The organism is Ensifer sp. ENS11, assembly GCF_014851895.1.
In the GTDB taxonomy this organism is placed as follows: Bacteria; Pseudomonadota; Alphaproteobacteria; order Rhizobiales; family Rhizobiaceae; genus Ensifer; species Ensifer canadensis.
The window spans coordinates 1-13,813 of sequence record NZ_JACVAN010000026.1 but is presented as its reverse complement, the minus strand read 5'-3'; the positions used below and the strand labels follow the sequence as shown (position 1 = coordinate 13,813).

Annotated in this window: 15 protein-coding genes and 1 pseudogene; 2 read left to right on the top strand and 14 right to left on the bottom strand. The window is 59.3% G+C overall.

Annotated features, from left to right (window positions below; translation table 11 throughout):
• Positions 1–70: 70 nt before the first annotated feature.
• The 12 genes and pseudogenes from argH to IB264_RS34905 form a co-directional block, all read right to left on the bottom strand.
• A complete protein-coding gene (gene argH, locus IB264_RS30195) occupies positions 71–1,459 on the bottom strand; it encodes an argininosuccinate lyase (RefSeq protein ID WP_192434756.1) in 1,389 nt (462 codons plus the stop codon).
• 56 nt (positions 1,460–1,515) lie between these two features.
• Entirely contained in the window at positions 1,516–2,877 is a 1,362-nt protein-coding gene (locus IB264_RS30190) for an MmgE/PrpD family protein (RefSeq protein WP_192434754.1), read from the bottom strand.
• Positions 2,870–3,763 carry a polysaccharide deacetylase family protein gene (locus tag IB264_RS30185; RefSeq protein ID WP_192434752.1) on the bottom strand — a complete coding sequence of 298 codons (894 nt, stop codon included), beginning with the start codon at positions 3,761–3,763 and terminating at the stop codon, positions 2,870–2,872. The genes IB264_RS30190 and IB264_RS30185 overlap by 8 nt, the downstream gene beginning before the upstream one ends.
• Complete coding sequence (locus IB264_RS30180) at positions 3,760–4,653, bottom strand: polysaccharide deacetylase (protein WP_192434750.1); 894 nt, start codon at positions 4,651–4,653, stop codon at positions 3,760–3,762. Before IB264_RS30180 ends, IB264_RS30185 begins: the two co-directional genes overlap by 4 nt.
• Positions 4,654–4,821: 168 nt before the next feature.
• On the bottom strand, positions 4,822–5,649 hold the full coding sequence (locus IB264_RS30175) for an ABC transporter substrate-binding protein (RefSeq protein WP_025430818.1): 828 nt from the start codon (positions 5,647–5,649) through the stop codon (positions 4,822–4,824).
• 34 nt (positions 5,650–5,683) lie between these two features.
• Entirely contained in the window at positions 5,684–6,445 is a 762-nt protein-coding gene (locus tag IB264_RS30170; protein WP_192434748.1) for an amino acid ABC transporter ATP-binding protein, read from the bottom strand.
• Positions 6,445–7,332: an amino acid ABC transporter permease gene (locus IB264_RS30165; protein ID WP_192434746.1), complete on the bottom strand. Its 888-nt coding sequence runs from the start codon at positions 7,330–7,332 to the stop codon at positions 6,445–6,447. Before IB264_RS30165 ends, IB264_RS30170 begins: the two co-directional genes overlap by 1 nt.
• 511 nt (positions 7,333–7,843) lie before the next feature.
• Complete coding sequence (dtd, locus tag IB264_RS30160) at positions 7,844–8,287, bottom strand: D-aminoacyl-tRNA deacylase (RefSeq protein WP_192434744.1); 444 nt, start codon at positions 8,285–8,287, stop codon at positions 7,844–7,846.
• A gap of 361 nt (positions 8,288–8,648) precedes the next feature.
• Entirely contained in the window at positions 8,649–9,227 is a 579-nt protein-coding gene (locus IB264_RS30155) for a hypothetical protein (protein WP_192434742.1), read from the bottom strand.
• Positions 9,228–9,259: 32 nt separating this feature from the next.
• On the bottom strand, positions 9,260–9,775 hold the full coding sequence (locus tag IB264_RS30150) for a hypothetical protein (RefSeq protein WP_192434740.1): 516 nt from the start codon (positions 9,773–9,775) through the stop codon (positions 9,260–9,262).
• 229 nt (positions 9,776–10,004) lie between these two features.
• Positions 10,005–10,433, bottom strand: coding sequence for a SyrB-like regulator (locus tag IB264_RS30145; RefSeq protein WP_192434738.1), 429 nt, complete (start codon positions 10,431–10,433; stop codon positions 10,005–10,007).
• Between the two features lie 289 nt (positions 10,434–10,722).
• Positions 10,723–10,931: pseudogene (locus IB264_RS34905) on the bottom strand (hypothetical protein); the annotation flags it as partial.
• A 241-nt stretch (positions 10,932–11,172) separates the two neighbouring features.
• Here IB264_RS34905 and IB264_RS30140 point away from each other — a divergent pair.
• Together IB264_RS30140 and IB264_RS30135 are read left to right on the top strand one after the other, a co-directional pair.
• Positions 11,173–12,039, top strand: a complete 867-nt coding sequence (locus tag IB264_RS30140) for a hypothetical protein (RefSeq protein WP_192434736.1) — start codon at positions 11,173–11,175, stop codon at positions 12,037–12,039.
• A 97-nt stretch (positions 12,040–12,136) separates the two neighbouring features.
• Positions 12,137–12,292, top strand: coding sequence for a hypothetical protein (locus tag IB264_RS30135; RefSeq protein WP_192434734.1), 156 nt, complete (start codon positions 12,137–12,139; stop codon positions 12,290–12,292).
• A gap of 345 nt (positions 12,293–12,637) precedes the next feature.
• Here the strand turns inward: IB264_RS30135 and IB264_RS30130 are convergent, their stop codons facing one another.
• Positions 12,638–12,874 (bottom strand): hypothetical protein, encoded by a 237-nt coding sequence (locus IB264_RS30130; RefSeq protein WP_192434842.1) that lies wholly within the window; start codon positions 12,872–12,874, stop codon positions 12,638–12,640.
• Between the two features lie 381 nt (positions 12,875–13,255).
• Entirely contained in the window at positions 13,256–13,441 is a 186-nt protein-coding gene (locus tag IB264_RS30125) for a hypothetical protein (protein WP_192434732.1), read from the bottom strand.
• Between the last annotated feature and the right edge of the window lie 372 nt (positions 13,442–13,813).

Below are 13,813 nucleotides of genomic sequence, written 5' to 3'. Positions count from 1 at the left end.
GCTCCTCCGCGATGGCAACCGTAGCATTTAAACAGTCGCCACCGCGGCGGTAAAGCGCTGAATGGCTCGATCAGGCGAGAAGCGAACGAAGTTCGGCGATGGCGCTCCTTACCTGCTCGGGTGCGGTCCCGCCCGGATGATTGCGGCTGGCAACGGAGCCCTCGACGGTCAGCACTTCATAGACATCCGCGCCGATGGCAGGGGCATATGCCCGCATCTCGACAAGCGGCATGTCGGAAAGCGTTGCAAGGTCCTTTTCACGAGCAGCGCCGACGATTGCCGCTACAGCATGATGGGCATCGCGAAACGGCAGGCCGGCACGCACGAGATAGTCGGCGAGATCCGTCGCCGTCGAATAACCCTGTTCGGCCGCCGCCAGCATCTTCCGGTCGCGGACCTTGATCGTCGGGAGCATCTGGGTGGTTACCGTGACCGCGCCCCGCACATTCTCCAACGTATCGGTCAGCGGTGGCTTCGATTCCTGCTGGTCCTTGTTGAAGGCTAGCGGCTGCGCCTTCATCAACGCCGCCGAAGTCGCGAGGTTGCCGATGACCCGCGCCGCCTTGCCGCGGACCAATTCGGCAAGATCAGGATTGCGTTTTTGCGGCATGATCGAGGAACCGGTGCAGAACTGGTCGCCGACTTCGATGAAGTCGAACATCGGTGTGCACCAAAGGATGACTTCTTCGCAAAAGCGAGAGAGATGTCCGAGGATCAAGGCGCCGGCGGCGCAGATGTCGACGACATAATCCCTATCGGAAACGGCATCGAGCGAGTTGCGGAAGGCGCGGGCAAAACCGAGTTCCGCAGCGCTATAGGCCGGATCGATCGGATAACCCGTGCCGGCAAGCGCTGCCGCGCCGAGCGGAGAGACATTGAGCCGCTCGCGAGCCTGTTTCACCCTTTCGATGTCGCGCAAGAACATCTCAGCATAGGCCATCATATGGTGACCGAATGTGACGGGCTGTGCGACCTGCAGATGGGTAAAACCAGGCATGATCGTATCGGCATGCTCGTCAGCAAGATCGACAAACGACAGCACCAGCGCCTTCAGCTCGGATGCAAGCGCGTCCAACTCGGCACGGGCATAGAGGCGAATATCCGTTGCCACCTGATCGTTGCGGGAGCGCGCCGTGTGCAGCTTCTTGCCGGCGTCGCCGACGAGTGCGGTCAGGCGATTTTCGACGTTCATGTGAACATCTTCAAGCTCCTTTTTCCAGGCGAAGGTGCCGGAGCGCATCTCCGCGGCGATCTGATCGAGCCCGCCCTGGATCTGCCCGTTTTCCTCTGCCGTCAGAATCCCCGCGCGCGTCAGCATGCTGGCGTGGACCTTGGAGCCGGCGACGTCGTAAAGTGCGATGCGCTTGTCCTGGTCGAGGCATTCGTGAAAATCGCGAAAGTCCGTGGAAACGGCTTCCTTGAAAAGCGGCGACCAAGTCGCGTGTGCCTGTGCTGTCATCTGATCCTCTCAGCATTTTCTAGGGGTTTGGCTCCGGCACTTGGGCCGACGTGGCGTCAGTGCAGCAGCTCCAGAGGAGCCCGAGCATCGACGAAACTGTCGAGCGCAAGAACGCAATCGCGCAGGTAAGCGGCCTTTTTCTCCGGCAAGACGGTGCCAGAGAGCTCGTTGTATTTGCCGATCAGTCGGTCGTCGCTCAGTGGATTTGCAGGGCTGCCGAGCGGGAACTCCACCGTGGTCTTCAGGCGCTTCCCGTCCTGCGTTGAAAGGGCAATTGCAGGTTCCGCCTCGTCGGACATGGACGGATCAATGCGCACCTCAATCCGGCCGAGCCATTGCTCGATGCTCGCGTCACGCCAAGCTCGCTCCTCAAGCTCTGCGAGCGACACCTTGCCGTACCGGAGCCGTGCGGCGACCGCATAGGGCAAACTCATCTGTGCCTGCGCCCGCGAACTCAATGTCTTGCCACCGCACATGCCGAACTGGAAACCGCTCATGTCGACGGTGATCGCAGCGACATCGGCACTCTTCAGATCATGATCGCCAAGCAACTTGTCTACCGCGTCGATTGCCGAATGGGTGCCGCGGCAGGTGGCATGAGGTTTGATTGAGCAGCGGTTGATACGCCAGTTCTCGCCGAACGCGCGGTCGAGTGCCTCCAGATCCCCCGCGCCCCGACAAAACGCCTGAAAAAAGCTTCCCCACGCACCCTTTTCAAACACGCCGCCAGGACCGGCAAAGCCGCTGGCGGCAAGACGCGCGGCCAGAAGACCCCCTTCGGCGGCACGGCCGGCGTGAAGCTTCTTCGCCGGGCTGCCATCGTGGATAAAAGCCCATGTGCCGCTCGCAAAGGAACAGGCAAGACCAAGAGCGGAGGCCATTCGCTCGGCATCAAAACTAAGCAAGGTGCCAACGGCCGCCGCGGCGCCGAAGATGCCGCAAGTTCCTGTGGAGTGCCAGCCGAGCCCGTTGTGCGTCTCGTAGCCGCCGGCCGCTTCCAGCACGCGCCGGCCGACCTCGTATCCGATCAAGACGCTTTTCAGGAGTTCCCGGCCATGAACAGGTCGCTGTATCTCTCCGAGGGCAGCCACGACTGCCGGCAGGACGACGGCGCCTGAGTGGTCGCAACCACCGCTATCATCGAGTTCGAGGGCATGGGCCGAAACGCCGTTGACGAGAGCGGCGGTGCGGGCATCGAGCAAAAGCGGCGTCCCCCAGATGACCGAAGCGCCGTTTGACGCCCCAGCACCGAGAGCCGACAGTGTCATGCGTGTCTCGGCGGAGACCGAGCCCGCTACAGCAACGCCGAAGGTGTCGAGAATGTGCAGCTTCGCCTTCTTGACGGTCGCTTCGGGAAAATCATCAAACGCCGTGGCGACGACCTTGCGCGCCAGCGAATGCAGGACGGTCTCAGTCATGGGATTGATGCTCCCGCTGATAAGCATCGTAAACGCGAAGGGGGTGGGACGGCGGCGGCGCGACGCCGATTGTCCGATACCAGTCGGCGATCATCGCGCCGGTGGCGAACCAGACGTCGTCGAAGCCGCAAATGTGCGCCAAGAGATCTTCGACGATTGAGATTCTTCCGGGCGTGCCGCTCCATTCCGGCCGAAGCTGAAGTACGTAGCAGAGACCGAAGCGACGATAGGCCTCGAACTCCGCGATCCAGTTGTTGAGAACGCCGTTATAAGGCGGGATGCGGCTTTGACCCTTGGGGAAGGCCGGGGTGAAGTTGAACTGGAAATAGGGACGATCCTCCAGCTCGACATGAACTGGTATCTCGATCAGACGCGAGGGATGCAGATAGGGAACGTCGTCGCCGTTGAGCGAAGCCGACCACGAGTACCCCGCTTCAGACAGCAATCGGTCGAAGCCGCGCGGCCAGTTTCCGCCGGGGAGACGAAAGCCTGTCGCTGCCCGGCCCGATAGCCTTGCGAGGACATCGCGCGACCGCTTCAAGAGCTCCAGCGCTTGCGCCGCCGGCAGGCGATCGTGGCGTTCGAAGGCCCAACCATGGCTTTCGAGATCATGGCCGGTTGCGGCAACATCCGTCAGAAGAGCGGCATGCTCTTCCGCTACCTGCCCCGGCACGAACCAACTGGTAGCGATTTCGGAGGACGCAAAGGTCCGGCACAGCCTTTCGACACCGCGCGCAGCGCCATATTTCCAGACGGAGAAGCTCTTGCTACGCTCAAGGAGATCCGGAGCGGTGGCCACCGCATCCATGCCGTCGTCGAACAGCACAGAGACCAGAACCGCGCAGCGCTTGCCCTCAGGCCACGTCATTGCCGTGAGTTCGTTCATGCCGACCTCCCATGCCGGTCACCGGGGGAATGCTGGTCGATCCACCAGCGAGCGATATCGCCGCAACGCGCCGCCCACACCGCGTCGCCATGTGCTGCTATTGCCTGGAAAAGCCCGTCCAGGATCGAGAGACGGCCGGGTTTGGCGCAGACCTTGGGATGCAGGATGGTCGTCCAGCAGAGACCCTCGCGGTGGTATCCCTCGAACTCGGCGCGCCAGTTTTTCTCGACCGTGCGGTAGTCGGAGATCCGGTCGAGACCTATGGGAAAGTCGGGCTCCTCCGTGTAGGCGAGCGCCGTATAGTCGTCGATGTCCCAGCGCCCCGGGATTTCGACGAGGCCATGTTCGGGCGTGGCGCTCGGGTGGAAATAGGGTCGATCGTCGCCGCGCATCGAGCTCGAATAGAGCACGCCGAAGGCACGCAGGATGTGCGCAGTTTCCGCACTCCAGTCGCCCGATGGCGTGCGAAAACCGATCGGGGTGACGCCAAGCCGCTCCTGAAAGATCGCGCGGGAGCGCTCCATGATGTCGAGCTGCTGCTGGCGGCTCAGATCGATGAAAACCTCGTGGCGGTGTCCGTGATAGGCGACCTCGTGCCCTTCGCGGATGATACGCTCGCAGCGCTCACCCCAATGCAGCACGACCCATGTAGGAATGAAGAAGGTTGCCTTGAGGTCATAGGCGCCGAGCAGATCGAGCAGGCGCGGCAGGGCTTTCCAGGGACCGTAGGCGCCCTGGGTGAAATAGCGCGGGTTGGAAAGCAGCGACCCGTCGAGCATTGCGTCGCCGGTCGGTCCGTCGACGTCGAAGGCGAGCGCGACGGCGGATTGTTTTCCGGCTGGCCAGCGCGAAGCCCGAAGGTCAGCGGAAAGGGAAAGTTCGGTGAGCATGGTGTTTGTCCGGTTGGCGACCGCACCCGACCGGAGCGCCGGGAGCGGTTTTCTAGAGTCAAAGCTCTGCCGTTCCGGCTCCGCGGCCGGTTGAAAAGCGGTAGAACTCTGGAATGGTTGCCGCCCGGTCGTCTCAGAAAGATCGGATGCGGGGGCGGAAGAGGCGGTTTACTTGACGCCGTTGATCACGGCGTTCGGTACAGCGTTATGGACCAGGCCCCACTTCGTCAGGAGTTGGCTATAGGTGCCATCCTTGATCAGCTCGTCGAGCGCACCGGCAACTGCGTCGCGCAAGCCCGAATTGTCCTTCTTGAAGCCGATGCCAAAGGTGTCGTTGCTGATGAGTGGATCGCCGACCAACGTAAATGTGTCCGGCTCAACGCGCATCTGGTAGGCGATGGTTTCGATGCCCTGGACGACGGCGTCATAACGACCCTGCTTCATGCCGAGGCGGGCGGCGTTGGAATCGGCCGTACCTTCGAACTTGATCGCCGCCTTGCCCTTGCCGACGCAATTGGCCTCGCTCCAGCCGGTAACGTTCTCGCCGAAGCTGGTGCTGCGGCTGCCGGCGACCGTCTTGCCGCAGAGGTCTTCCGGCTGCTTGTACTGTTCGCCGCCGGCCTTGGTCGTGAACAGGATCGGGCCGCTCGTCAGGTAGTCGACGAAGTCCATGCTTTCCTGGCGTTTGACGTTGTCGCTCATGCCGGAGATGATCACGTCGCCGCGCCCGGTCTGAAGGCCGCTCTGCAGTTCCTGAAAGGCGGAGGTGACAAACAGCGGGTTGAGCTTGAGCTTTGTGGCGATCGCGGTCGCCAGATCGACGTCGAAACCATCGAGCGTGCCCTTTTCCGGATTGACGAACTCCATCGGCGGATAGATCGGATTGGTGAGGATGCGAAGCTCGCCGTCGTTGACGAGGTTGAGCTTGGTCTCGGCCGCGGCGGCGCCGGCGGAAAGAAGCGCGAGTGCGGACACGGCTACCCTTAGAAATTTCATGTCATTCTCCTCTTGAGGTTGTTTTCTTGGTTTTTCAAAGCACCGCAGAAATGAAGCTCTTCACTCTGGGATTTGTGGGATTCTCAAGGATCTCGGAGGGCGTCCCACTTGCGACGATCCGGCCTGCGTCCATGAACACCACCCGGTCCGCGACCTCTCGGCAGAAACCGAGTTCGTGGGTGACGACGATCATCGTCGTGCCGGCGGCAGCGAGCTCCTTCATGACGCCGAGCACCTCACCCACAAGTTCCGGATCGAGCGCGGATGTCGGTTCGTCGAACAACATCGCCTTCGGCCGCATCGCCAAAGCGCGGGCAATTGCGACGCGCTGCTGCTGGCCGCCCGATAGCTCGCCCGGATAGGCATCCGCCTTGTGTGCGAGGCCGACGCGTTTCAACAGGACGTGTGCTTCCTCGGCGCATTGTGCTTTCGGTCGCCGCTGGACGCCGACCGGCCCCTCGATGATGTTTTCGAGCACTGTTCGATGGGGAAAGAGATGGAAACGTTGGAAGACCATGCCTACGGATTGCCGCTGGCGGGCAACCTCCCCGTCTGAGAGGGGATAGAGGTGGTTTCCGTCGCGGCGATAGCCGGCAATTTCACCATCGACGGTGACGTAGCCGCCATCGATGCTTTCGAGCTGGTTGATGCAGCGCAGGAACGTGCTCTTGCCGGAGCCGGAAGGACCGATGATGGAGACGACCTCACCTTTGCGGATGCTGAAATCGATGTCCTGAAGCACATGGAAAGTGCCGAAGTACTTCTGAAGGCCGTGGGCGACGATAAGCGGTTCCATCAGGCGGCCTCCTCGACTGTGGTCTGCGGTGCTGGAGCGGCTTCCGTTCGCCGGGAGGCACCCCACCCCTTGGAGAAATAGCGCTCGACATACATCTGCGCGATGCTGAGGACGGTGACGACGGCCATGTACCAAACGGCGGCGACGATCAGCAGCTCGATAACGCGCGAATTGACGTAGTAGATGTCCTCGACGCTGCGCAGCACCTCGGAATACTGGATGACGCTGGCAAGCGAGGTCAGCTTGACCATGCCAATCGTCTCGTTACCGATCGGAGGCACGATTACCCGCATCGCCTGCGGCAGCACGATCTTCAGGGTGGCGCGCAGCTTCGTCATGCCGATCGATAGCGCAGCTTCCGTCTGTCCGCGATCGATGGCGAGAATGCCGGCGCGCACGACCTCCGCCGTGTAGGCGCCCTGCTGGATACCCAGGCCGAGAAAAGCGGCGACGAAAGGCGTCATTGCATCGACGGTGCGCAGCGCAAAGAGGCCGGGAATGCCTATCGTCGGGAAGATCAGCGCGAGATTGAACCACAGGAGCAGCTGCAGCAGCGCCGGCGTGCCCCGGAACAGCCAGATATAGCCGACCGAAACGCTTCTGAGCACCGGATTGTCGGACATGCGCATCACAGCTGCTAGAACACCCAGCAGAATACCGAGTGCCATGGCACAAAACGTCATGATGATCGTGTTGACGACACCGGCCATCACCGCCTTCGAGAACAGGTTTTCGCCGACGTAACTCCAAGCGATGTCGCCGAGCCAGAAGGCTCTGACAAGCAGGAGCAGCATTGCGATGAAAACGAGGGCCAGTATCTTCGTGCCGATCTTGCGTCGCGGCACGACGACAAACTGGCCGGATTCGGCAAGTCTGGTATCGCTCATATAGGTTCCCCGAAGCTTCGTGCTTCACTGTTGTTCTGGATTGATGTCAGCCTAGTCCTGACGGCTCGGCCCGCGCAAACGAGATATCGACATACAATTCATGCGTCGAATGCATAAATCCGAATTTCTGCTGGGCGATCTAATTGCACCAGGCACCACAAACGAAGCCTTCTGAATCAAATATCTACTCGACTCAGTCTCCAACGATCCTGGCCGCGTTTTCTCTCTCGGGATCGGTTCCTCGATCTCGGCCCCAGGGGCTGGCGCGCGAACCACTCGATCAATGGATCGACGTCTTGATGCGCCGGTTGCGTGAACGGCGGCTACCAGCTGACGTGCGTGGAAGCCGTGGATTCGCTCGGAATTCGGATTGCGACGCTACAATCGAGGCGACGAGCAGCGAACGGTGCCACAGGCAAGCCTGGGCGCAGTGACGCTGTGACACAAAAATGAGCGCACCAGGCGTCGACCGCACAAGCGGCCAGAGCCCGTTCGCGTGCGGTTTGACCGGTTAACTGGACGTCGTGTCCAGCCAGATCGTTACAGGACCGTCGTTGGCCAATTCCACCCGCATGTCCGCGCCGAAGACGCCATTCGCAACGGCAATGCCAAGGGCCGAGACATTGGCAGAGAAGTTCTCATAAAGGCGTTTGCCCTCGTCCGGCGGCGCAGCCGTAGAAAAGCCCGGGCGGTTGCCTTTCGTCTCGGCGGCCAACGTGAACTGGCTGACGATCAGAGCTGAGCCGCCCACATCGACAAGCGAACGGTTCATGCGATCCGCATCGTCCCTGAAGATGCGCAGGTTGGCGATCTTGCGCGCCAGCCATTCGCTTTCCGTTTCAGTGTCGCCCTTCATCGCACATACGAAGACCAACAGACCATTGCCGATTTCCCCCGTCACCGCATCGTCGATGGTGACGCGCGCAGATGAAACGCGCTGGATCAGTGCTCTCACGGCGACGATCTCCCTATGCCTTCGCGCTCTTATCGGCTCCGAGGCAGTCGCGATCAAGCCCTACCCATAACTTCGCGTCGACGGTCAGGAGATCGTCGTTGAAGTCGTAATCGGAAGCATAGAGCGGCCGGCCGTGTGCGACCCGTCTCTGCCCCGAGAGCTCATTCTGGACGATACATTGTGCGATCCTCGAAGCACAAAAGGTACATTCGAATTCGAAGTGCGACAATCCAATTATTTCAATGGCATACCCTTGGAGATTTTGGGATGTCACGAAGCTATTCGCAGCTGAATCTGGCTGATCGTCGCCGCCTTTCGTTAGGTGCAACTGTGTGGCTCATTTGGCGCCACGCTGTGGAATTCAAACGACACCAAAACGCGCAAGCATCTTTCGAAGACGCATATTTTGTTCAAGAAGATGTTCTGTCAGCTGGCCCTTGAGCCGCTGATTCTCCTCTTCAAGCGCGGTCAACTCGTCGACAGGTTCTCCGCCCGACACGGCGGTTGATCGCGCAATCGGCATGCTTCTCGTAGCCTCAGTTTTGTCACTCACCTGGCGCCGGCGCCTCGCTGTTCGTGGAGAACGCGGCGCTGAAGTTTCCTCTTTCGAATCTGAAACTGAATTGAAAGGTGGATCATTACCTTGCGGTGATGGATAGGTTTGCTCCGCCTCCACTGGGGAGGATGTAATCAGCTCACCGTCACCGGTTTGAGTGTTCTCCGTGATGTGAGTTTCCAGTCTCGGGTCCGGCTGCGGATCGCGGTCTTGGGCCCGAGCCTCTGAGACCACACCGGGTTCGAAAAGATGCGGCGCGTCAGCTTCAGCCTCACGCACCAGAGCCTTGAGATCTGTGTCGCCCCAGATGGAGGTAGGCCGCATGGACGACCGTCGGCGCGCCGATTTGAGTTCGACAACGAACTTTCGTTGTGGTGTTTTCATATGTGTCCGATCTTTGAGATTGTAGGGCAGGCTCAGGATATATCGAAACGCTCAAGCATCTTCTTAAGCTGAACATTCTGCAAATGCAGCTTTCGAGCCAATTGAATTCTCAGTTGCTGGATTTCATCGTCAAGGCCTAACACCTCGTCAAAGAACACCCCTCCAGACGAAGAAGATCGTGCATTTTGATCGCTGTTTACCACGGCGTCGCTCTGCGCAATCACGTCCGTACGGGAATTCTTCGCATGTCCTGGCTTCTTTGCCCGTGTTGTTCGTGGAGGCTTTTTGCCGGTCTCGCTTTCCGGCAGTATCGGATGCGCTTCTGCACTGGATCGGCTGACTTCTTGACGCGCGGGTGCTTGGGCCTCTTCAACATTCCCTGGCCCGTCGCCAACGCGCGCGGTATCGACCTCAGGTTCCGTTTGATCTGAAGATGCGGTCGCTACGAACCCAGCAGATCGGTTTTCACCGTGCTCAGATCGGCGGGGTGCTTCCGTTGGGTTTTGTGCAGGCGCCGACGCTCGCTGCGCTGTGTTTTCGTTTGCCATAGCATCAGCATCATGCCCAACCGAACCCCCTGGTGTCTCGGGCGACCCTCGCCGCGACACCAATTGAGTAAGGAATTTCCAAGGTGATTTCATTGCGCTTCAACCTCGAGCAGCCCGCACCACGACGTTTCCGCAATTTGAGTTCCGGGCTCACGACGTGAGCCCGGCGAAAATCTGTCCGACCACGAATGTAGTGGACACGGTCGATCGCTCAACCGCCCCTCGGTGATCAATCGAGTCCGAGCCGCTTGCGCAGGTCTGCGTTTTCGGCACGCAGCTTGTCTGCCAGAGTCTTCCGGAGCCGCTTATTTTCTTCTTCGAGCCGAATAAGGTCTGCCATCTCATCCATCGCCGGAAGAGGCAGGTTAGCCGATCGCTCGGCTTGCTTTGGCGCCCGCTTTTTTCTCGTGCCTTTAGTGAGGTCCTTCGCCGCGCTGTTGCCAGCGACTTGCGTTTCGGCAGACGTTTGCTTCGCGTCTACGCCTTGTTCGCTACGCTTCTTGCGGCCCCTGCGTGCTTTCACGAGTGGTGTTGCAGACGCTTCGGCAATTGCCTTCGGACGCCTTGGCGCGCGCTGTTTTTTAGGCGCCGGTATTTCTGCCGGTGCAGCCGTTTCTACAACGTCGGTAGTCGAGCCCGAACTGTTCTCGTCAGCCATAAATCATCTCCCTCTGTGGTAAGAATTCTTTTCGGCGGAGAAAAAGGTGGAGTCAATAAGCGCTGTGGAGATCCGACCCACGCCCGCGTCTTTCAGAAGTTCTCTCGCGCGGTTAAACCTGTGCTCCCGCGTGCTTTGAGAGTTGTTCAGTAGATCCGCTACACTCTTCGCCTGTAAGTCTTGGGGCAAAGCGCGAACGTGTGTGCTGCCCGTCGGGATCAGGAAGAAGAGAACCCCGAGGTTGTCGCCGAGGGGTCATTGCGAGCGCTTGCATTCCGGTAATATCATTTCGTTGGTCGGCGCTGTCGTAGCCGACTGGACCGTCGAGATCCTCGTCGCGGAAGTCGTTCGACGCGTTGGCTGTGGCGTCGCGCCCCGGAGACTGCGCGGGAATACAGCTGCTCGGTACCATGGGCCGATCCGACGAAGGCGCCGACGATGCGGTGCAAGTAGATCTGCATGGCGTTTTTCGCCAAGCCCATCGGCGAGACTGCCGGCGTGCTCTCGACACTTACATTCATGCCATCAGCACAATCGCACATTGGAAACCGTCCTCGGCACCATTGCGATATTCCTCTAAACGCATCGCTTAAGTTCATGATCGCGCCAGAACTTGTAAATTATTCTGATCGGTCTATCTCCGCTTGTACTTGCGTTACGGCTAATTTAACCGCAATCTACGGGTGGGATCGCAAAGGGCGAAATCCTTGGTTGCCGGATTCCCGGGAGGACTGGGATCATGGGACACGTGCTTGCTGCACGAGAATACAAACTACTACTTAAGGCGAGTGAGTTTCAGGCAGAACCAACGCTACAATCCGCCAACGCGTTTTGGACGTCGCGGATAGCGGGAATTGTCTCGCTGATAGACGAGGAACCTGAACCCTTCGAGAGGGTAGTCCATAGAACCATCCGGTTCTGGGATACGGCAGACTGCGTCCTGTCGAGAAACGATCTCATCCTGCGAACGCGCGAAGAGATGGATGAGAACTTTGTTTCGGCCGGTACATTCGAGACAACCTTGAAGCTACGCATGCCCGATCAGTTCGTGGTCGCGACGACGTCCTTCGCTGAGGACGGTGAGGGCCCAGAGACAAAATTTGAGGAAGACATCGGTCCGCTCGAAGTTGTCGGTCCAGGAGCGGGGACTCGCGTCATTGTTCCCGTCAAGAGGTCGACGAGAAACCGGTTTTCCCTCTCTACGACCATCGAAGGCAACCCGCAGCAGCGGCCCGTAAGGCTCGCCGATGTTTTTGGAATGTTCCCGGGGGTGGGAGACCTGATCGGCGAGCAGGCGACCAGTGCAGATTTGGTCGGCGGATCAATGATCCACGAATACGCATTCAAGAGAGCCAAGGCAAAGTTCAGCGATAACATCGATGGCAAATTCACGTTGAGCCTTTGGTGCTTCGATGGGCCTGAGGCCAAGCCGAGCGTCGCAGAACTCTCCTTCACGTGCGAAACACAGAACGGAACCATGCCGGGCAAGGCCGCCCACGGAGCCTACCGTCTCTTCATCGCATTCCAGAACCAACTGGCCGACATCGTTGATTCTGAAAATGCCAGCAAGACGGCGCTGGCGCTTCCGAAGGGGGACGCTAGCTAAGCTGTCTTCATTCGGCAGACGACGGCTCGAACAGCCGTTGTGACCAAGTGCGCGCTCACGCTACCTCAAGAGCATTGACGTCAGCATCGCAGATAGAATGCCGCATCCGAACTACGTTGCCCGGAAGCGCCATGACGCCACGCCGTGGATCCGAACGATCGCGACCATCGAAGAGCAGCGCTCCGATGAATCAATGGAGAGTTGGATCACCGTCAAAGATGAAATCAAATGGTTCAAGAGCAACTTTGCGTAAGCCCACGCCGGTCGACGCCAGTCGATCCCCTCGACAAGCATGGAAAGTGGGGCCTGTGTCAGGTGCGCCACGCCATCCTTCGCCATCGGCCAGGGAAAATATCCGCGGATCAGAACCAATGACCCAGTTTTTACCATTTCCCCCTGATACACGTTCATTCGGCAAGACATGAACTTGGCCGGGCTGGAATGACTGATTTATGGCCGATCGCTACCAAATTGCTTGGGCAGCCCGCCCGGAACGGCGGCGGCACTTCAATTCGCGCTTGAGGTCAAAACTTGGGTGTCAGGCCATTGAGGGTGATCCGGCCGTCCAAATGCGACCTGTCTGGCGTCAATGGAAACTTCATGAAGCCGAGAACTTCACCGTCACGCCGCGCTGGCGAAAGTAGGCCTGCATAAACTTCCTGCCAGAACGATTATTTTGCATGAGCTTAGCAGGGTCGAACACGGCCTCTTTCAAACCTACCCGCACCAACGCTTCCTTGAGGGTCGCGATATGTACATCGATGTCGGCATTGTCCGCCTGGAGCGATTCATAAATGCGGTTTGTTGCATCTGCTACGGTCGGCTCACTCACGATTATTTTCCCTTTGGCTGGCGCTTACCACATTTTCTTGCTTGATCCTATGTTCGTGAAAAATGCCCACGTCAAGGCGAAGGCCGTGGCGCCGCTTCAGCACCGTTTAGTGCATCGGATTGCCCGTGGGGGTCCCTCTGCCCCGGGCGCCTCCCTCGGGACAGCGCCACTGACCGCAAACCGTGCGAAGCGACCGTAGCGTCTCGATTGCAAGGGGCGGGTCGCGCTGGTCTGCCTCCAGTGCCACATGTCTTCGAATGCGGACGGAAGGTTCCAACCCATCGCCTTCCATTGCCGTCGACGCTCAACGCCCCAACTTGGCCTCGCTCGGTGGTGGTGGTCCGCTAACCTGAGCGAGAATAATTTGAAGCTCGGATTCGGCGGCTAGCCGTCTGGAGCGGATTCAAACTTCTTGCGAGGAGTACCGTGCTCTGCGCTACCTTTTATTGCTTGAAACAGTTCTCTCGATGCCAGCGCAGGAAATGCGGATGCGGCCTCTCGAATGCCCGCGACAAACTCCTGCGCGACCTGCCGTTTGAATTCCATACTGTGAATGCGATGTTTTGCCATGGGTTCCACTTTCGGAAACCCGGCCAGCCCGGTCAATTCATCAGGCCTATCTGTCCACCCTCAGGGGCGCACTCCATGGCGGGGTAAAATTTGCACGCCGAAACACAGCAGCCGCTGGGCGGTCAGGATGGGAACATTCTCCCCCTAACTATCTTCTGCACGCCAAAGCTTCACCTCAGATCGCGGCACGGAGTTTGCCGCATTTAGCGCTTTGGACGATGGCATCGGCGCACGCAACTGGTTGCCTTCTCTATTCGGCGTGGTGAGGTCAAGCACCTTCTGACTGTCCGTAGCTATGGTTGATTGATGTCTTCGCAGTATCGCGCTTCTCTCCGGGATCGGCCTGCGTGGCCCTCCCACTATGGGACCAGA

Bases quoted from the DNA above. Each gene is read 5' to 3' on its own strand.
- argH (WP_192434756.1), bottom strand. From the start codon at position 1,459: ATGACAGCACAGGCACACGCGACTTGGTCGCCGCTTTTCAAGGAAGCC.
- IB264_RS30190 (WP_192434754.1), bottom strand. From the start codon at position 2,877: ATGACTGAGACCGTCCTGCATTCGCTGGCGCGCAAGGTCGTCGCCACG.
- IB264_RS30185 (WP_192434752.1), bottom strand. From the start codon at position 3,763: ATGAACGAACTCACGGCAATGACGTGGCCTGAGGGCAAGCGCTGCGCG.
- IB264_RS30180 (WP_192434750.1), bottom strand. From the start codon at position 4,653: ATGCTCACCGAACTTTCCCTTTCCGCTGACCTTCGGGCTTCGCGCTGG.
- IB264_RS30175 (WP_025430818.1), bottom strand. From the start codon at position 5,649: ATGAAATTTCTAAGGGTAGCCGTGTCCGCACTCGCGCTTCTTTCCGCC.
- IB264_RS30170 (WP_192434748.1), bottom strand. From the start codon at position 6,445: ATGGAACCGCTTATCGTCGCCCACGGCCTTCAGAAGTACTTCGGCACT.
- IB264_RS30165 (WP_192434746.1), bottom strand. From the start codon at position 7,332: ATGAGCGATACCAGACTTGCCGAATCCGGCCAGTTTGTCGTCGTGCCG.
- IB264_RS30155 (WP_192434742.1), bottom strand. From the start codon at position 9,227: ATGAAAACACCACAACGAAAGTTCGTTGTCGAACTCAAATCGGCGCGC.
- IB264_RS30150 (WP_192434740.1), bottom strand. From the start codon at position 9,775: ATGGCAAACGAAAACACAGCGCAGCGAGCGTCGGCGCCTGCACAAAAC.
- IB264_RS30145 (WP_192434738.1), bottom strand. From the start codon at position 10,433: ATGGCTGACGAGAACAGTTCGGGCTCGACTACCGACGTTGTAGAAACG.
- IB264_RS30140 (WP_192434736.1), top strand. From the start codon at position 11,173: ATGGGACACGTGCTTGCTGCACGAGAATACAAACTACTACTTAAGGCG.
- IB264_RS30135 (WP_192434734.1), top strand. From the start codon at position 12,137: ATGCCGCATCCGAACTACGTTGCCCGGAAGCGCCATGACGCCACGCCG.
- IB264_RS30125 (WP_192434732.1), bottom strand. From the start codon at position 13,441: ATGGCAAAACATCGCATTCACAGTATGGAATTCAAACGGCAGGTCGCG.